This window comes from Pelomonas baiyunensis, assembly GCF_043555935.1.
GTDB classification, from domain to species: domain Bacteria; phylum Pseudomonadota; class Gammaproteobacteria; order Burkholderiales; family Burkholderiaceae_C; genus Pelomonas; species Pelomonas baiyunensis.
Genome location: NZ_JBIGIB010000002.1, coordinates 595,191 through 612,937 on the forward strand (window position 1 = coordinate 595,191; position 17,747 = coordinate 612,937).

At 64.0% G+C, this 17,747-nt stretch carries 14 protein-coding genes; 12 read left to right on the top strand and 2 right to left on the bottom strand.

Features of this window, described 5'->3' with window-relative positions; all coding sequences use genetic code 11:
- Positions 1–5: 5 nt before the first annotated feature.
- On the bottom strand, positions 6–326 hold the full coding sequence (locus ACG01O_RS09120) for an ArsR/SmtB family transcription factor (protein WP_394383710.1): 321 nt from the start codon (positions 324–326) through the stop codon (positions 6–8).
- Positions 327–560: 234 nt separating this feature from the next.
- Here ACG01O_RS09120 and ACG01O_RS09125 point away from each other — a divergent pair, with 234 nt between their 5' ends.
- The 5 genes from ACG01O_RS09125 to repC all read left to right on the top strand — a co-directional run bounded on the left by ACG01O_RS09125 (position 561) and on the right by repC (position 4,192).
- Positions 561–1,202, top strand: a complete 642-nt coding sequence (locus tag ACG01O_RS09125; RefSeq protein WP_394383712.1) for a hypothetical protein — start codon at positions 561–563, stop codon at positions 1,200–1,202.
- Positions 1,203–1,267: 65 nt separating this feature from the next.
- The gene (locus ACG01O_RS09130; RefSeq protein ID WP_394383714.1) at positions 1,268–1,855 is read left to right on the top strand and encodes a helix-turn-helix domain-containing protein; all 588 of its coding nucleotides are present in this window, start codon (positions 1,268–1,270) and stop codon (positions 1,853–1,855) included.
- A gap of 174 nt (positions 1,856–2,029) precedes the next feature.
- On the top strand, positions 2,030–2,236 hold the full coding sequence (locus ACG01O_RS09135) for a helix-turn-helix transcriptional regulator (RefSeq protein ID WP_394383715.1): 207 nt from the start codon (positions 2,030–2,032) through the stop codon (positions 2,234–2,236).
- Positions 2,229–3,113 (top strand): AAA family ATPase, encoded by an 885-nt coding sequence (locus tag ACG01O_RS09140; RefSeq protein ID WP_394383717.1) that lies wholly within the window; start codon positions 2,229–2,231, stop codon positions 3,111–3,113. The genes ACG01O_RS09135 and ACG01O_RS09140 overlap by 8 nt, the downstream gene beginning before the upstream one ends.
- The gene (repC, locus tag ACG01O_RS09145; protein WP_394383719.1) at positions 3,110–4,192 is read left to right on the top strand and encodes a replication protein C, IncQ-type; all 1,083 of its coding nucleotides are present in this window, start codon (positions 3,110–3,112) and stop codon (positions 4,190–4,192) included. The genes ACG01O_RS09140 and repC overlap by 4 nt, the downstream gene beginning before the upstream one ends.
- 508 nt (positions 4,193–4,700) lie before the next feature.
- On the opposite strand, the gene ACG01O_RS09150 is transcribed toward repC, so the two are convergent.
- Entirely contained in the window at positions 4,701–5,414 is a 714-nt protein-coding gene (locus tag ACG01O_RS09150; RefSeq protein ID WP_394383720.1) for a hypothetical protein, read from the bottom strand.
- 166 nt (positions 5,415–5,580) lie between these two features.
- Here ACG01O_RS09150 and ACG01O_RS09155 point away from each other — a divergent pair, with 166 nt between their 5' ends.
- From ACG01O_RS09155 to ACG01O_RS09185, 7 genes are all read left to right on the top strand, one after another.
- Positions 5,581–5,790, top strand: a complete 210-nt coding sequence (locus ACG01O_RS09155) for a hypothetical protein (protein WP_394383721.1) — start codon at positions 5,581–5,583, stop codon at positions 5,788–5,790.
- Positions 5,787–6,587, top strand: a complete 801-nt coding sequence (locus ACG01O_RS09160) for a hypothetical protein (RefSeq protein ID WP_394383723.1) — start codon at positions 5,787–5,789, stop codon at positions 6,585–6,587. Before ACG01O_RS09155 ends, ACG01O_RS09160 begins: the two co-directional genes overlap by 4 nt.
- Positions 6,577–7,140 carry a BREX protein BrxB domain-containing protein gene (locus ACG01O_RS09165; RefSeq protein ID WP_394383725.1) on the top strand — a complete coding sequence of 188 codons (564 nt, stop codon included), beginning with the start codon at positions 6,577–6,579 and terminating at the stop codon, positions 7,138–7,140. Before ACG01O_RS09160 ends, ACG01O_RS09165 begins: the two co-directional genes overlap by 11 nt.
- Positions 7,141–7,179: 39 nt before the next feature.
- Complete coding sequence (brxC, locus tag ACG01O_RS09170; RefSeq protein WP_394383728.1) at positions 7,180–10,641, top strand: BREX system P-loop protein BrxC; 3,462 nt, start codon at positions 7,180–7,182, stop codon at positions 10,639–10,641.
- Between the two features lie 82 nt (positions 10,642–10,723).
- On the top strand, positions 10,724–14,104 hold the full coding sequence (locus tag ACG01O_RS09175; RefSeq protein ID WP_394383730.1) for an Eco57I restriction-modification methylase domain-containing protein: 3,381 nt from the start codon (positions 10,724–10,726) through the stop codon (positions 14,102–14,104).
- Positions 14,104–15,831, top strand: coding sequence for an ATP-dependent nuclease (locus ACG01O_RS09180; protein ID WP_394383732.1), 1,728 nt, complete (start codon positions 14,104–14,106; stop codon positions 15,829–15,831). The genes ACG01O_RS09175 and ACG01O_RS09180 overlap by 1 nt, the downstream gene beginning before the upstream one ends.
- A complete protein-coding gene (locus tag ACG01O_RS09185) occupies positions 15,831–17,738 on the top strand; it encodes an ATP-dependent helicase (protein ID WP_394383733.1) in 1,908 nt (635 codons plus the stop codon). The genes ACG01O_RS09180 and ACG01O_RS09185 overlap by 1 nt, the downstream gene beginning before the upstream one ends.
- Positions 17,739–17,747: the final 9 nt, after the last annotated feature.

Sequence of the window (17,747 nt, forward strand, 5' to 3'; positions counted from 1 at the left end):
GCTCCTTAGCAGTTGCAGGAAGGCGTGTCGAGCTCGCAGGGCTGGCCCTCGCAGCAGTTCGACGTCAGGAAAGCCAGGACACCGTTCATGCGGTTGAACGACGCCCGGTAGATAAGGTTGCGGCCATCGCGGGTTTGGCTAACCAACTCCGCATGCAGCAGCTCCTTGAGATGGAAAGACATCGAGGCCGGCGAGATGCTCAGTTGCTCGGCCAATGCACCCGGGGTTAGACCGGCACGGCCAGCCACCACCAGGGCGCGGAATGCCTTCAGTCGGTGGACTTGGGAGAGGGCGCCCAGGGCTCGGGCTACGGTGTCGTCATCCATTGCATTTCAATTATCAAAGAAATATTTGATGATTGTGTGACAGGCGGGCTTGGTAGGACGATGCTGCCGCCCTCTCGAAGCGTTCGCCGCGCTCCAGCATGGTTGGCCGCCACCTCTACCCCTGCGATGAAAGAGCCTGTCCTTCAGCGGCAGACCGTCCCGTCCGCTGGGATGGCCCGGCCCGTTGAGCTGAGTGACTACACGTGGTGTCCCCTCACCAACCTGGAGTCATCCATGCACAAGAAGACCCGCGGCAAGACCGCCTACCTGTACCGCTCGAGTTGGGTGCCCAAAGGCGCCAACAACAACACCCACGGCTACTCTCAGCAGACCTTCGTCGGGAGCCTGCCGGTCCATGCCTGCACGCTGCCGGATGAGCTGGCATCCAGACTGACCGAGCTGGAGCGTGCCTATGTCGAAACCACGATTTGCCGCCCTGCCCGGGAGGCGGCCGAGCGAGCCCGCCGTGATGCCGAGCAACGTGAAGCTGAGCCGCTGTGGCGACTGGCTGAGGCCGCGCGCTTTGCCAGTGAGGCTGCTGAGCGCAGCCAGCGTCGACGCGTTCACCGGCAGCGCGTTCAGGAGGTGACCGAGGCCCTCGCCAAGGTGCAGGTCCTCGACCCCATCGATACCAAGGTGCCGGAGAAACGCGCTGACCCTCTGCAGGAGGCACTGAATGCCGTTCGTGCGGCCGCGACGGCCGTCCGCGGCGGCGCCTACGGTCGCGCACCCGAGAACGGCGTGCGGTCCACGCGACCCTACCGGCTCTGGTCTGAAATCTACGAAGCGGTCTGTGGAACCGACGGCGGTCCGACCAACGGTAGCCTGATGCGAGCTCTGCAGGACCGAGGGTTCGCCAAAAGCCGTCAGCGCTGACCAATCGAGGAGCCGGTGACTACACGTGGTGCATGCAGGTGCATGCGCCATAGGACATCTCTCACATGAGCAACTTGAAACCCCAGTTCCATACCCAAGAATCCGCGGAGCAGCGCGTCGCTCGGCTGTATGCGTCGCCTGGCGGCCCGCTCGTCGGTTGGCTGTACGACGAGTGCCGTCGTCGCGGCCAGGAGTACCGGCAGATGGCCGACGAGTTGGGGGTGACCTACGGGTACATCAACCAACTCCGTAGCGGCGTCCGTCTGGTGCGGCAAATCAGTGACGAGTTCGCCGTCAACTGCGCCCGCTATCTCGGCGTCCCTCCCGTGGTCGTCAAGATGATTGCCGGCCGGATTCCGATGAGCGACTTCGTCCACCCGCGCGAGCCGCTGGAAGACGCAGTGAACCGTGCCATGGCCCAAATGCTCGACGACCCGGTCGCCAGGCATGTGCTTCCGGCCGACATGTCGCAGCTGAGCCTGGAGGCCAAGCAATCGCTCGTCGCGATGTACCTCGAGTGCTCCGGCCGCGACCTGCTCGGCGCCCGCCAACTCCCCGAGTTGGTTCGATGGCTACAGCGGGCAGCCACCATTCACGACGAATCGTGCGCGGAGGCCGTACGTGGTCACAGGGACCTGGCAGAAGTGGATTGAACCGGACCTGACGTACCGGGTGATTGAGGGGCGGGCTGCGGCTCGCCCCTTCCCTTTCTGAAGGCAATAAAAGTCGAGGCTAGACGTGCCAGCTGGGGCCGATTCGATGCGCCAGCGGGCACGAGCGGGCGCTGCCGGTCGTCACGTGCTCTGCACACCGGCGTGGAGCATTCAATGCCCGAAACCAAACCCGTCCTCGAACTCGGGGACCTCGCAAACTTGCTGGGCCGCAGCCCAGAGACCATCCGCAAGGACATTCACCGCAACCCCGCCGCCGTCCCGCCGCGGCTGGTCATCGCCGGAACCCGGCTGCTGCGCTGGCGCGCGGTCGACGTTCAAGCGTGGCTCGCCCAGTGTGTCGAAGGAGCCCGCGATGTCTGAGCAGGCTCTGAAGAACCCCTTTTCCAGTCCGCTGAATATCGCGCACATGCTGCGCAATCCACCGCCGACGCTGGACCACGTGCTGCCTGGGCTGTTGGCCGAGACGGTGGGCCTCGTGGTCGGTCCCGGCGCCGTCAGCAAGACCATGTTGGCCCTTCAGATGGCGATTGCCATGGCCACCGGCACGCCGCTGCTGGGCGGCCTTGTCGGCGGCGCTGGTCCCCGCAGCGCTGAGCCTGCGCGGGTGGTCCTGGTTATGGCCGAGGAATCGGCGCACGTGGTCTGGCACCGTCTGCACGCCATCGCCAGCGTCCAGTTGGCTGCCACCGACATTGACCCTCACCACGCGGCCGACCTTCTGAGCCAAAACCTGGTCATCCATGCTCTGGCAGGTCAGGAGCAGGTGAACTTGCTGGGGGAGTGCTGGGAGAAGACGCCAGCCGGCGAGATGTTGCGGCGGGCTTGTGAAGGCGCTCGCCTGGTCATCCTCGACCCCATCCGCGACTTCCACAACGCCGACGAGAACGATGCCACCGCCATGAAATGCCTGGCTCGTCATATCGGGAGCTATGCCTGTTCAACGCACGCGGCGTGGCTGCTGGTGCACCACACCAACCGCGCTGCGGCGCTGCAGGACTATGGGGGCTCGGCAGATGCCGCGCGAGGCTCGACAGCGCTGCCGAACGCCGTACGTTGGCAACTCAACCTCAGCCGGCCCACGCGCGCGACCGCCAAGCAGTTTGGCATCGCCAAGGAGCAGCTGCACCGCCACGTTCTCCTGGACATCCCGAAGGCCAACTACGTCGCCACGACCGACACCATGGTGCTGACGCGCGGTCCACATGGCGTGCTGATGTTCTCGGAGGAGACGGCATGACCCGCGCCGCAAAGAAGAATGCGTCGGCGGCGCCGAGGGTGGTGCGGCTGTCGCACCCGTTCGGTCTCTGCCAGCTGTTTCGACCGCTGGCCAAGGATGGGTCGCCACGGCCCGTGTTGAACGAGACCTACCAGTACGGTGAACTGAGCCTTCGCTTCAGCGCACGGGAAGCACTGGGAGTGCCAGAGCAGACGCTGCTGCTGGCCCTACTGGAGCTGGCCCAGGAACAGCATCGCCGCCGCCCTTCGGAACATCGCCTCGACCAGGCCGACCGCAGCGAAGTAGGCTCTCTGCTGTGGGCGTCCCTGCACGTCCAGGCCGAGACCGAGGCAGCTCAGGACCTGCCGCCCACGCTGAGGCTGGAGTGCTCATGGAGCGAACTGCACCGCCGTTGCGGCGCTGCGAGCGTGGGCGGCTCCGCGAACGACGCTCGTCGCGAGTCCCTGACGCGCCTCTGCGAGGTCACAGTCTGGGAACGCGACGGCGTCACCCGCACGGTGCGCTCGTGCCGCTTGGTAAGTTGGCTGGTCGGCGACAACCAGCGCGTTCATGTGGCCCTGAACCACCGCCTCGCCGCAGCCCTGCTGTCGCCGGGGTACGCGCAGGTACTCCTCTCGGAGCGGCTGTCCCTGCCGTCGCACACAGCGATGCTGGTGCACGCGTTTCTGTCGACCTGCCTCGGTCAGGGTAAGTCGATTTCCATCGGGTACGAGACCTTGGTGGAAAGACTGTGGCCGTCAGGCGGGACGCCGGTTCCGGCGAGAAAGCGCAACCGCCGCCTCAGCGACGTCAGGTCGGCAGTGGACGCCATCGGCCGCTTGGAAAACTGGAAGGTTGAGCTGGCGTCGACCGTAGCGGAGGTGACCCGGATGCAGTCGAGCGCCTGCGCGTCGAATGGCATGCCGACTGCCGGCGCGGAGCCCACGGAGCCGCGCCGGCCGACGCGAGCCGCACGCGAAATGACGAGGCCCAGTCATTTCGCGCTGCATTCCTCGTCATATGGCGAGCAGCCGTTCTGGCAAAAGCTGAGCACCGACAACGGTTTGCCGCGAAATGACGAGGCTCGTACTACCTTGTAATAGACAGAAGTGTGGGCCATGGCAGGGCGCGGCCAATGGCCCGCTCCCTGCCTTTGCCGGAGTGCTTCGAGCCCTGGCGGGGGCGGCTGCCTTAACCACCAACCCGCTGACCCTGGAAATGGTCGGCACCCCCATCTTGCCGCGCGGCAAGACGCCTACCGGTGGCCCTTGGCAGGATGACCGTCGTTACCCTGGTTACCGCCATCCATGCACAGAGACAGCGGGCAGCCCGATGGCTGCGCCCTTCACCGAATGCCGCTGCGCGGCTTTGTGCATGGGCAATCAGATGGCCTGCCTGGCCGAGGGCTGAAGTGACAGAGTCAGTTTCGAGACTGGAAACCGTGCAAGGGACACACGCCGGTGTCCCCGGAGCGCCCTTGCCGTGGCTGGGCAATAGCCTCTCGCTGAAATCTTGCCGCGCGGCAAAACCTGCGTTGCCAAGTTTGATGCGCTGAAGAAGTGGGCGGGACAGCTGATGCTGTCCCGCCCGAAGTACGCCGCTGCGCGGCTACGGCAGCGGAGAGTGGATGACCTCTGTGCCAGCGGAAGACGCCCCGGTGGGTAGGGTATGCATGGCGCGCTGATAGGTCTCCATCAGCAGCACCGCATTCACACCCCTGGCCGCGACCATCACACGGATGTGTGTCGGCTGTCCTTGGCTGGCGGGCGGTATGACGGCGTGCGGCGCCATCAACTTCATTCCACCCAGGACCATGCCGAACACCGCCTCCTCGGCTGATACAGCCTTGGGAGTCGCGCTTTTCATCAGGTCCTTCGGCCGACCGAACAGCCCACCACCAGCTAGGAACGTCAGTCCGGTAGTCGACATCGGGGACTCGACCAGCATGAGCAATCGGTCCTGCTCGATGGCCTCGCGCAGCCAATCCATCGCGCCAAGCTCCCACATGGGGACGACCCAACGCCACTGGACGTCACCAGCCTGCGTGACGAGCACGCACATCGGCAGTCCACGGTCGAGCTCTATGACCATGAACCGCATCGGCTGTGGCCCGCTCTGGCTGGCCATCAGCTCGATGTCCTCGTCACTCAGCACCGCCTGCAGCGCCCACCCTCGGGCGCGAAGGCTCGGGTACTGCTCCGCTGCCGTGGCGGCCACGTCCTCGGGGGAAAGCAGGGCCGCCGGACGAGCGCGATGGCAGTTGCTGTACAGCTCGTTGAGAAATTTCAGATGGGCCGCCGAATGGCCAGTGCCTTGTCGCATAAGCGCTCCAAAAAATTGTCCTGTGGAGCAACGTGTAGCGACGCACGTGCATTCGTTGGTTCCTGACGCAGAGGGATTTCCATCGGCGGCTTGCCTGGCCTGTGGTTGTGTCAAGAATTTGCAGTAAGCTGGCATTCCGATAGCGGTTTACTCACAGGAGCCATCCATGGCAACCGGCAAGTCCGAGGTCGTCAGTGTTCGCGTAGAGCCCCACATCAAGGCGGCTCTGCAGTCGGCTGCCGACCGCGAAATGCGCAGCCTCGCCAACATGGTGGAAGTCATGGTGGTCGCCTACTGCCGCGCGCAGGGGCATCCGCTCGAAGGCGTACCCGACGAGACGCTACCCAACACCAACATGCGAGGTAGCGCTGCGTGAGTGAGCAACGCCAGGCCCTCCTGACCCAGCTGGGCTTCCGTTTCGGCCTGAACGGTCCGCATGCCGCGCGGACCATGATGCTGGACGACCTGCGCCTGCTGCTGGCCCACACGGCAGCCGATGCCGAAAGGACGGATTACGTCTCAGCGGTGGTCGAAGCCAACGTCCTTGGCAAGGCCACCCGCAAGGCGCGCGAACTCGCGCTGCGGCACCTGGCCACCCTGTACGCGCTCGACACGGCCAACCCCATCTTTCGTGCGCTGCGACGCCTGTGGGCGCTCAACGAGGCCGCCCAGCCGCTGCTGGCCCTCGCCGTTGCCCTGGCGCGTGACCCTCTGCTGCGAGGCTCCCAGCCCTTCATCCTGCCGCTCGCTTCCGGAGCTCCTGTGACGCGTGATGCGGTCGAGGCCCACCTGAGTGCGGCCGACCCGGACCGGTTCAGCCCCGCCTCTCTGAAGTCCTTCGCCCAGAACGTGGCAGGCACCTGGACGGCATCTGGCCACCTGCACGGCCGGGTGCGCAAGACCCGGGCCGTCGTACAGGCGAACCCGGAATCCATCACGCTGCTGTTGTTCCTGGGCTACTTGGAGGGGCGTACCGGGCAGCGCTTGTTCTCCTCCGATTGGATGAACTTGGTCAGTGGCTCACCTGATGAGCTAGAGGCACTTGCAAACTCGGCGTCACATCGGGGCCTGCTCGTCTTCATGAACGCCGGCGGCGTCAAGGAAGTGCGCTTTCCCGGGTACCTCACGCCCGCAGAAGAACGAATCCGCCAGGAGGTCTCCCATGTCATCTAAGGTCGCCAAGCTGGTGTCCGCCTACCGCCAGCACCTCACCGTACCGTGGCAGGCGGGGCTCGCGGCCATCCAGCGGGTCATCTTCGCGGTCTACGACAAGGCAGACGAGCTGCGGTTGCGCGCCAACGTCGAGGAGTTCGCCTTGGCCACCCAGCAGGCCGGCAAGCGCTGGCTGCTGCTGGACCTGACCAATGCCTTCCCCGAGTGGATGGCTGCCCAGGAATACCGCGACGCGTACTTCGAGTCTCCGGAAGACTTGGCGGGCTACCAGACCGGCGAGCTGACGGAATTCGTCGCCGACCTCAACGCCAAGCTCAAGACCCGCATCGAAGCCGAGGCCGGCCCCGACACCGTGGTGGCGCTGCTAGGCGTCGGCACGCTGTTCGGTCTCGCTCGCGTCTCGTCCGTGGTCGAAGGCGTCAAGGAGGCCGTCGACGGACGATTGCTGGTGTTCTTCCCCGGCGAGCACCACCCCGAGAACCACACCTACCGCCTGCTCGATGCGCGAGACGGCTGGAACTATCTGGCCGTGCCGCTGCTGGCTGAGGACTGAACGAACACGACACACCGAAAAACCAGAGCAAGGACCACCATGCTGAACAGGGACATCTACAACAAGGCGCCGAAGGAAAACAGGCTCGTCAACAACGGCGTCGCTGAAGTCTCGGAAGACCACACCGAAGCTGCTCAAGCCATCCTGCGCTACGAGCTCGAGACCTTCGTCTGCGACGGCCAGTACGAGAAGGGTCTGGAGACCATCCTCGACAAGTTCCTGGTGAACCTCGACGCCGGCACCGAGCAGCCAGGCGTCTGGATTTCCGGCTTCTATGGCAGCGGCAAGTCGCACCTGGCCAAGATGCTGCGCACGCTGTGGACCGACTACCAGTTCAGCGACGGCGCCACCGCCCGCAGCCTCGCCAAGCTGCCCACCGGCGTGTTCGAGCACCTCAAGGAGCTCAGCACCCAGGGCAAGCGGCACGGCACGCTGCACGCGGCCGCAGGCAAGCTCGGTGCGGGCGCCGGTGACAAGGTCCGCCTGGCGCTGCTCGGCATCGTGTTCAAGTCCAAGGGCCTGCCCGAGCAATACAACCAGGCGCAGCTCGTGCTGTGGTTGAGCCGCGAAGGCCTTCTGCCCTCGGTCGAGGCCGAGCTGAAGGCCGCTGGCCGCTCGCTGGCCCAAGAGCTGCCGCACATGTACGTGTCCGGCCACTTGGCGAAGGCGCTGCTGAAGGCCCGCCCGGACCTGGCACACACCGAAGCCGACGCCCGCAAGTTGCTCAAAGAGCAGTTCCCCCAGGTCACCGACGTCACCAGCGAGCAGATGACGACTGCCATCGAGGCGGCGCTGGCCGTGGATGGCAAGTTCCCGCTGACGCTGGTGGTGCTAGACGAGGTGCAGCAGTACATCGGCGCTGACGCCGAGAAGGCCTTCCAGGTGCAGGAGGTCACCGAGACCCTGTCCAAGCACTTCAACGGCAAGCTGCTCTTCGTGGGCACCGGCCAGTCCGCCCTGTCAGGCATGCCCAACCTGCAGCGCCTGATGGGCCGCTTCCCGGTGCAGGTGATGCTGGGTGACTGGGACGTCGAGAACGTCACTCGCCAAATCATCCTGGCCAAGAAGCCCTCGGCGCAGCCTGAGGTCGAGCACGTCTGGCGCGCCAATCTCGGCGAAATCTCGCGTCACCTGCGCGGCACCAAGCTTGAGCACGTCACCGACGACGAGGACGTGATGACGTCCGACTACCCGCTGCTGCCGGTGCGCCGCCGCTTCTGGGAACGTGTTCTTCGGACCATCGACACCACCGGCACCGTCTCCCAGCTGCGCAGCCAACTGCGTGTGGTGCATGAGGCGGTGCTGGCGACGGCAGATGCGCCGCTGGGCCATGTTGTCTCCGGCGACTTCCTGTACGACCAGATTGCCGCGAACCTCGTCTCCACGGCGCAGTTGCCTAAGGAAGTGTTCGAGAACGTCCAGCGCTTCGCGGCCGGCGACGCGCACGCCCAGCTCAAGGGCAAGCTGCTCAAGCTCATCTACCTCATCAACAAGCTGCCTGCCGATGCCGCAATGGACATCGGGCTGAAGGCGACCGAAGAGGCTCTGGCCGACCTGCTGGTGACCGACCTGTCCGCCGGTTCGTCCGAACTGCGCAAGCAGCTGCCCGCGCTGCTGGACGAGCTGCAGAACAAGGACCGCTTGGTGATGGCCCTGGCCGGTGGCAGCGGCACCGAATACCGCCTCCAGACCCGCGAGTCCAGCGCCTGGTACGACGAGTTCCGCGCGCAGGAAGCCGAGTTGAAGGCCGCGCCGCAACGTGTCGAGCAGAAGCGGGCCGACCTGCTCAAGGGCCGCTTCGGTGAAGTGCTGAAGAAGGTCCGCGTCGTCCAGGGCAAGGACAACGTCGAGCGCCGACTGACACCCACCTACGACGACAGTCTGCCCAAGGACCACGACAAGAGCCTGTACCTGTGGATTCAGGACGGTTGGCAGACGGAAGAGAAGTCCGTCATCGCCGAGGCCAAGGCCAAGAGCGCCGACAACCCCACACTTTTCGCCTTCCTGCCGGCTCAGCACAAGACCGAGCTGACCAACGCCATCGTGGCGCTGGAGGCGGCGCGCACCACGCTGCAGAAGAAGGGCAGCCCGTCCACCGAGGAAGGCCGCGATGCCCAGCGCTCGATGGAGAGCCGCCAGCGCACCGCTGAGAAGGAGCTGGCCGAGCTGCTGGAACAACTGCTGGCCGGCGTGCGGGTCTTCCAGGCCGGCGGTCAGGAAGCGCAGGACGGCAACGACCTGGCCGACCGCATCAACCGCGCCGCCAAGTCCTCGGCCATCCGCCTCTACAGCCAGTTCGACGCGGCCGACCACGACCTCTGGAGCAAGGTGCTCGACGAGGCCCGCAAAGGCAACCTCGAGGCCATGAAGTTCGTGGGCCACACGCAGGAGGCCGACAAGCACCCGGTCTGCCAGAAGCTGCTGGCCTACATCGGCCCTGGCAAGAAGGGCGCCGAGATTCGCGACAACTTCGAGGCGCCGCCCTTTGGCTGGCCGCGCGACGCGATTGACGGTGCGCTGTACGCCTTGCTGGCCACCGGCCACATCAAGGCGACCGATGCGGCGTCGAAGGCCGTGGACGCCAAGAGCCTGGACCGCGCCAAGCTCACGCAAACGAGCTTCCAGCGCGAAAGCGTCAACATCACGCCGCCGCAGCTCATCAAGATTCGCTCGCTGTTCAGTGCCGTGGGCGTTCCCTGCCAGCCCAAGGAAGAGCTGGCCAAGGTGCCCGCCCTGTTGGCCAAGCTGCGCGACCAGGCGAGCAAGGCCGGTGGTCCCGCGCCCGCGCCCGAGGCCCCGAAGCTGGCCGCGCTGGAAGCCATCGAGGCCCAGACTGGCAATGCGCAGCTGCTGGAGCTGTTTACCCGCTATGACGAACTGGTGGGCCTGTCCAAGACCTGGACCAAGACGGCCGACGACATTGCCAAACGCCTGCCGGTGTGGCGAAAGCTCAATGACCTGCTGCGCCACGCCAAGGCGCTGGGGCCCTACGCCACGCTGAAGGCCGAGGTGGACGCCATCGCGGCGCAGCGCAGCCTGCTGGCCGACCCAGACCCCGTGCGCCCCTTGCTGGACAAGACGGTGGACCTGCTGCGTCAGGCGCTGAACGCCAAACTCGACGGCTTCCAACAGACCTTCGCGCTGCAGCAGGCCCAGCTTCATGCTGATGCGGACTGGAAGAAGCTCAACGATGCGCAACGTGCAGACCTGAGCGGGCAGCACCACCTGTCGGCACCCGGCGTACTGCAGCTCGGTACGCCCGAACAATTGCAGGATGCTCTGGACGATTGCGACCTTGAGCACTGGGTGTCCAAGACCCAGGCGCTGCCCAGCCGCTTCGAAGCTGCACGCCATGCCGCCGTGCAGCTGCTGAAGCCCAACGTCGTCCACGTCACCCTGCCCAAGCGCACGCTGAACGACCAAGCCGAGCTGAAAGCCTGGCTGGCCGAGGTGGAGGCCCTGCTGGACGCCAAGCTGAAGCAAGGTCCCGTGGCGCTCTAAGCGGAGACAAGAGGAGGCCAGGTCACACCGGTACCCGTTACCCCGTTACCTGGGTTACGTCGAAAACAAGACACAGAACACCATGTCGACCCACAGCATCAACAACCAGCCCCTGGCCAAGCCCCTGCGCAGCCAGCTCGAAGCCACCGTCAAGTCCGCCCGCGACGTCGCCGAGAAAGGCGCCCACGCCGCCCTGAGCCAACTGGCCGTGGGCGAAGCCAGCGCCCCCAGCTACCTGACAGACGACCTCAAGGCCCTGCGCCGCCGCCTGCGCGCCCACGGCCGTGCCCTGGGCGACAAGAAGGCCAGCGACGACACCCAGCCCCTGCAGCACCTGGTCTGGGAAATGGCCTACGAACACTGGCACCGCATGCTGTTCGCCCGCTTCCTGGCCGAGAACGGCCTGCTGCTGTGGGAGCCCGGTGCGGCCGTGTCGCTGGACGACTGCGAAGCCCTGGTGCAGGAAGCCGACCCGGCGATGAACCTGGGCGCAAAGACGAAGTGGGAGCTGGCCGGCAAGCTGGCCGCCCGCATGCTGCCGCAAGTGTTCAAGCCGCAGAGCCCGGTGTTCGAGTTGGCCTTCGCGCCCGAGCATCAGCGCGAACTGGAGCGCCTGCTGGCCGGGCTGCCGGCCGAGGTGTTCAAGGCCAGCGACAGCCTGGGCTGGGTCTATCAGTTTTGGCAGGCCAAGCGCAAGGACGAGGTCAACGCCTCGGAGGTGAAGATTGGTGCCGACGAGCTGCCCGCCGTCACCCAGATGTTCACCGAGCCCTACATGGTGGACTTCCTGCTCCACAACTCGCTGGGTGCCTGGTGGGTGACGCGCCACCCCGGCCAGACCTGTCCCGTGCCGATGACCTACCTGCGCACGCTGGACGACGGCACACCGGCGGCCGGCAAGTTCGAGGGTTGGCCTGAGCGGCTAAAAGACTTCAAGCTGCTTGACCCCTGCTGCGGCTCGGGCCACTTCCTGGTGGCGGCATTCCTGTTGTTGGTGCCCATGCGCATGGCGGCCGAGGGCCTAAGCGCGATGTACGCGGTGGACGCCGTGCTGGCCGACAACCTACACGGCCTGGAGCTGGACCCCCGCTGTGTGGAACTCGCCGTCTTCGCGCTGGCCCTGGCGGCCTGGCGCTTTCCGGACGAGAACGGCAACCCACTGGGCGTGCGCGCCGACATGCCTGCGCCACAGGTGGCCTGCTGCGGCCTGAAGGTGGCCGCGAAGCCTGAGGACTGGATGGCCCTGGTGCCGGATGATGCGCCGAATGCTGCCTACCTGCGGCAGGAACTGCGACTGCTGCATGCCAGCTTCGCCCAGGCGCCGTTGCTGGGCAGCCTGCTGGACCCGGCACGAAGCCTGAAGAACGACTTGGCGACGTCCAGCTTCGACACGTTGCGCGACCTGCTGGAGCGTGCGCTGGCCACCGAGCGACCAGCCACGCTTTGGGGGCAGGCCAGTGAGTTGCAGGATGACAGTTGGGACCTGGCGCTCGCAGCCAAGGGGCTGCTGGACGCGGCCCGGGTATTGGATGGACGCTATCACCACGTCGTGACCAACGTCCCGTATCTTGCGCGAGGAAAGCAATGTGACGCGTTGAGAAAGTTTTGCGAAGAGCACTATGCGGAGGCTAAGAATGACCTTGCAAATGTGCTTCTAGACCGGTGTTTTGAGTTGGCTCATCCGTCCGGGGCGGGGCTGGTTCAGGTTGTGATGCCACAGAACTGGCTATTCCTAGGAAGCTACACAAAGCAACGGCGCCGCCTCTTGCTTGAGCAGACGTGGGCCAATGTCGCGCGTTTAGGAATGGCTGCTTTCCAGGAAATGGATTGGTGGGCGTTCAATGTGGTGCTGCTGTCTGTAGTTTCTGGCTCACCAGCTCAAGGTCATCAAATTTCCTCTTTAGACACGAGCTCAACTCGCGTGCCCGATGTCAAAGGAAAGATACTGCGAGAAGGCGTGGTTACGCGGGTCACTCAGTCTGGGCAGATAGCAAACCCGGACTCGCGCCTCACGCTCGAGGAGCCGACTGGCGAGAGCTTGCTTCAGGAATATGCAGACGGCGTAGTTGGCATTCAGACCGGCGACTTTTCCCAATTTGGTCGCCAGTGGTGGGAAGTGAAAACTGGAGGCGATTGGCAGTTTGAGGCGACCACTGTCAATGATACAGAGCCATATGGTGGGCGACTCTGTGCGATTTACTGGCAGGAGTTCAAAGGTGTCCTAGCCGAACGGCAGAAGACCGGCGAATCGTTCGTTCGAGGTTGGCAAGCTTTCGGCAAGAAGGGCATTCTTGTAAGCTCGATGCGGCACCTTCCCGTCTCACTTTACGACGGCAACTTGTTCGACAACAACGCAGCGGTTCTGGTGCCCAAGGACGAGTCGAATCTTGCGGCCATTTGGGCTTTCTGCTCATCGGCTCAATTTCACGATTCTGTCCGCAAAGTTGACCAGAAACTCAATGTCACGAACGCAACGTTGGTGAAGGTTCCTTTCGACCTGACTTATTGGAAGGAAGTGGCCTCCGAGCAATATCCAATCGGACTTCCCAGGCCGCAATCCCACAACCTCACCCAATGGCTGTTCCACGGCCACCCGCAGCCCGCCACCGACCCGCTGCAAGTCGCCGTCGCCCGCCTGGCCGGGTACCGCTGGCCGTCCGAGACCGATACGGCGATGGAGCTGGCCGACGAGGCCCGGACGTGGATTGCGCGCTGCGAGAAGCTGGCCGAGCACACCGACGACGACGGAATCGTCTGCCTGCCCTCGGTGCGCGGCGAGGCGCCCGCGCATGACCGCCTGCTCAAGCTGCTGATTGACGCCTGGGAGACCGTGCAGCCCGGCAGCTGGAAGCCCGCCGTGCTCGACAAGCTGCTGGCCGATGTCGACTGCGCCGGCAAGGGCCTGGACGTCTGGCTGCGCGAGAAGTTCTTCGAGCAGCACGCCAAGCGCTTCCACCACCGCCCCTTCATCTGGCATGTGTGGGACGGCCAGAAGGACGGCTTCGCCGCGCTGGTGAACTACCACCAGCTCGACCACAAGAAGCTGGAGCGCCTCATCCACACCTACCTGGGCGACTGGATTCGGCAGCAGGAGGCCGGCGTTCGCGACCGCATTGACGGCGCGCAGCAGCGCCTGGCCGCAGCCCAGGACCTGAAGCGCCGCCTGGAGCTCATCCTCGAAGGCGAGCCGCCCTACGACATCTTCGTGCGCTGGAAACCGCTGGCCGAGCAGCCCATCGGCTGGAACCCCGACCTCAACGACGGCGTGCGCCTGAACATACGCCCCTTCATGACCGCCGAGGTGCTGCGCCACAACAAGAAGCCCAAGCTCAACATCACCTGGGACAAGGACCGCGGCAAGGATGTGGAAAGTGCGCCGTGGTTCAAGACCTTTGGCGGCGACCGCATCAATGACCACCACCTGACGGTGGCGGAGAAGCAACGGGCCAGGGGGGCTGCCTGATGCTGTTGACCAGCCTGAAGATTGAACACTACCGCGGCATCAAGGCCCTTGAGCTCGCGCTTGGCCCTACCACCGTCTTGGTGGGAGAGAACAACTGCGGCAAGACCACGGTGCTGCATGCGCTTCGAGCCTGCTTGTACACCCTGCGTTCGGCCGGGCGAGCTTCACCATTCGAAGAATTCGACCTCCACTTCGACAGCAAGGCTGCAGACCCTACTACCGCGCCACCTATCGTCATCACACTGACCTTTGAAGAGGCGAATGCCGGCGAATGGTCGGATGAGGTCGAGCAGCGGCTTGGCGGTGACGGCGGTGTGATTGCACTGATGCCACCCGACGACCGAAGCCGGGTTCAGTTGCGTGTCACGGCACAGTACTCGCCAGTGACGCAGGAAATCGAGACCGTCTTTGAGTTTCTCGACGCTGCTGGCAATCCTCTGCCCGCCAAGAATCGCGGCCGACTGACAGGCCTGCAGCAATTGCGACCGCTGTTCTACCTGTCGGCCTTGCGTGACGCCGGCAAAGAGTTCTCGCGAACTTCCCAGTTCTGGTCGCCCTTCGTCAAAAACTCCCAAATCGACGACGCGACCAAGGCGGCCATCGAAGCGCAGCTCGAGGACATCAACGCCCAAATCATCGAGGCGCATGGCACCTTCAAAGGGGTACGCGAGCATCTGGCCAAGGTTCAAGAGTTGGTCGCGCTTGGCGGGCAGGATGTCGTCAGTGTTGACGCTGTGCCGGCACGGGTGTTCGACATGCTGAACCGAACCCAGGTCAGCATCGCGTCGTCCACCGGAGCGCGACTGCCTATCGGGCGGCATGGCGAGGGTACGCAGAGCTTGACCGTGCTGATGCTGTTCGACGCGTTCCTGAAGTCCGAACTGGCCCGGAAGCAAGGCGTCAAGGAATCAAAGCCCATCGTCGCGCTGGAAGAGCCCGAGGCTCATCTGCATCCGAACGCGGTCAGAGCGCTTTGGAAGACCATCCGCGATATCGACGGTCAAAAATTCATCGCAACGCACTCGGGTGACCTGCTGTCCGAGGTCGAGCTGACGTCGATTCGGCGAATCTACAAGTCCCGTGGCCAAGTGAAGGTCGGAGCCATCGTTGCAGGTGTCCTCGACGCTCGCGACCAACGAAAGTTCGATTTCCTGGTCCGCAGAACTCGAGGCGAATTGTTCTTCGCTCGCTGCTGGCTGCTCGGGGAGGGGGAAACGGAAGCCATCTTGTTCTCCGGCGTGGCAGAGGTTCTCGGTCTGGACCTAGAACAAGCAGGCGTCAGATGCGTCGAGTATCGGCTGGGCGACATCGACTACTTCCTGGATGCAGCCAACGCACTTGGAATCGCATGGCACTGCTTGACTGATGCTGATGCGCAGGGCGCCAGCGACGCGCAAAAGGCCGTCGACAGAATTCCGGAGACGCCTAAGCGGACGTGGCGACACATGTCCGTGCTGGTCGGCTCAGCATCGATTGAGCCATATCTCGCTGCAAACGGCTTCCTGGACGTGTACGAGGCCATCGCTGTGCCAGCGAAGAAGGCTGCCAAGCTGACAGCCGCACCAGGGACTCCAGGGTACTCGGACCAAATCATCAAGTGCATCCCTGACAAGCCCAGCGCCGCATACGCAGTGGTGGAGGCGATGCGCCAACGGGGCGCTGCATCGGTGCCGAAGGCTCTGCGAAGCGCCGTCATGAAGGCAATCGCCCTTGCGAGGAGGCCGTGATGGACTATTTGAAGAAACTCAACCCCAATCAGCTGGCCGCTGCGCAGTGGAACGAGGGCCCCTTGCTGGTACTTGCGGGGCCTGGGTCCGGCAAGACCGCGACCTTGACCGCCCGTGTCGGGCGGCTGGTTGAACAAAGTCGGGACGAGGCCTTCCGGATTTTGTGCTTGACCTTCACGAGGAAGGCGGCAGCTGAGATGCGCGAGCGGCTGCTGAAGCTGGTGCCAGATGCGAAAGAGCGAGTGCTGCTGACGACCTTCCATTCGTTCGCCACCGACATTCTTCGGCAACACGGAAGTCACTTTGGGCTGAGCCCGGATTTCGAGATTCTTGAGGAATCAGAGCGAGTCGGCCTCATCAAGTCGGTACTTGCGGAGAAGGCAGACGAACTCACAAAGTTCGTCTCTGCCGAGCGGGCATTGACTGCGGTCGACTTCCTGCTTCGGAACGTGACGCCTGATGCAAAGGTCCCAACTCTGCTCAAGGACCCTGAGGCAGGCCAACAACTCCAGGTGCTGTTCGCCCGTTACAAGGAGCTCTTGAAGCAGCAGAACTGCTTGGACTATGGAGCCATCCTGTACTTTTGCGAAGAGTTGCTCCGAGAGCGGCCCCGAGTCAGCAAGCAACTGCGCACGGTATATCGCTTCGTCTGCGTCGACGAGTTTCAGGACACCAATGTCGCCCAGTACCGCGTACTGCGTGCTCTGGCGCCTGAGAAGTCCGCCAACGTCTTTATCGTGGGGGACGATGACCAGGTCATCTATCAGTGGAACGGGGCCAGTCCGACCAGGGTGCGAGAGCTTGAGCAGCACTACGACCTGACGACCATCCAGCTGCCCGAGAACTACAGATGTCCGCCGGAGGTGGTGGCCTTGGCCAACGCGCTCATCGTCCACAACGGCGAACGCTCTGCAGACAAGAAGCCACTGCTCTCAATGAAGGCTGACTCGGGAGCGGACCCCATCGAGCTCTTGGCCTTCGAAGATGACCATCAGGAGGCTCGAGGCATCGCCGAACGCATCAAGGCAAGGCTTGCAGCCGGGGCTCGCCCTGCCGATGTGGTGGTGTTGGCCCGTGCGACCAAGCTGCTGGAGCGTGTTCAGAAGGCTCTGGGCGAGGTTTCAGTTCCAAGCCACGTGCAACGGCGGAAGTCTCAGTTCGAAAGCGCACCTCTCCGATTCATAGCGTCGGCTTTGAAGCTGGCGTTGGTGCGGTCAGATGATGATTTGGCCGCAACAGTCACGAAAGCGCTGTCGGACTGTGTCGAGCAAGACTCGAGCGAGGAAGACCTGGCCGGCTTCTCCGCTCAACTCAATGGCGACCAACTGGAAGCACTTGGAGCGCTCGTTACAGACAGCGCAGCAGTCCCTTGGCCGCTGCAGCAAGCCGTCTCCGCTCTGGTCCGCGGCCACTACGCGAAATTCATCGAAGAAGCGCTGGCCTATTTCGACTCCGTCGAGAGCGAAAGCCGAGACAGCGGTGACGAGCAGTACGCCGAGTACCCGTCGGAACGGGCGGTTTGGCAGAGCATCATTCGCGAGATTGGAGGCGAGGAAGATGCCTATGCGCTTTCGCTGGGCCAGTTTCTCCAAGAACTTGCGCTGGCCAATAAGACACCGGAAGCGCCAGCCAACTCAGTGCGCTGCTTGACCGTCCACAGCTCCAAGGGCCTTGAGTTTCAGCACGTTTACCTTGTTGGCATGTCCGAGGACCAGCTGCCATCGTTCCAAAGCAAGAAGTCTGGCGATGACAGTCGCGAAATGCAGGAAGAGCGTCGCAACTGCTTTGTCGCCATCACAAGAACCATTGAAACGCTGACCATGAGCTACGGAGAGAAGTACAACGGATGGCGCAAGGCGCCATCGCGGTTTCTCTTCGAAATGGGTCTGTTGGCGTCGGGAAGCTGAGAAAGGTAG

Coding starts and splice junctions, on each gene's coding strand:
- ACG01O_RS09125 (WP_394383712.1), top strand. CDS start 561: ATGCACAAGAAGACCCGCGGCAAGACCGCCTACCTGTACCGCTCGAGT.
- ACG01O_RS09140 (WP_394383717.1), top strand. CDS start 2,229: ATGTCTGAGCAGGCTCTGAAGAACCCCTTTTCCAGTCCGCTGAATATC.
- ACG01O_RS09155 (WP_394383721.1), top strand. CDS start 5,581: ATGGCAACCGGCAAGTCCGAGGTCGTCAGTGTTCGCGTAGAGCCCCAC.
- ACG01O_RS09175 (WP_394383730.1), top strand. CDS start 10,724: ATGTCGACCCACAGCATCAACAACCAGCCCCTGGCCAAGCCCCTGCGC.
- repC (WP_394383719.1), top strand. CDS start 3,110: ATGACCCGCGCCGCAAAGAAGAATGCGTCGGCGGCGCCGAGGGTGGTG.
- brxC (WP_394383728.1), top strand. CDS start 7,180: ATGCTGAACAGGGACATCTACAACAAGGCGCCGAAGGAAAACAGGCTC.
- ACG01O_RS09165 (WP_394383725.1), top strand. CDS start 6,577: ATGTCATCTAAGGTCGCCAAGCTGGTGTCCGCCTACCGCCAGCACCTC.
- ACG01O_RS09185 (WP_394383733.1), top strand. CDS start 15,831: ATGGACTATTTGAAGAAACTCAACCCCAATCAGCTGGCCGCTGCGCAG.
- ACG01O_RS09180 (WP_394383732.1), top strand. CDS start 14,104: ATGCTGTTGACCAGCCTGAAGATTGAACACTACCGCGGCATCAAGGCC.
- ACG01O_RS09135 (WP_394383715.1), top strand. CDS start 2,030: ATGCCCGAAACCAAACCCGTCCTCGAACTCGGGGACCTCGCAAACTTG.
- ACG01O_RS09120 (WP_394383710.1), bottom strand. CDS start 326: ATGGATGACGACACCGTAGCCCGAGCCCTGGGCGCCCTCTCCCAAGTC.
- ACG01O_RS09130 (WP_394383714.1), top strand. CDS start 1,268: ATGAGCAACTTGAAACCCCAGTTCCATACCCAAGAATCCGCGGAGCAG.
- ACG01O_RS09150 (WP_394383720.1), bottom strand. CDS start 5,414: ATGCGACAAGGCACTGGCCATTCGGCGGCCCATCTGAAATTTCTCAAC.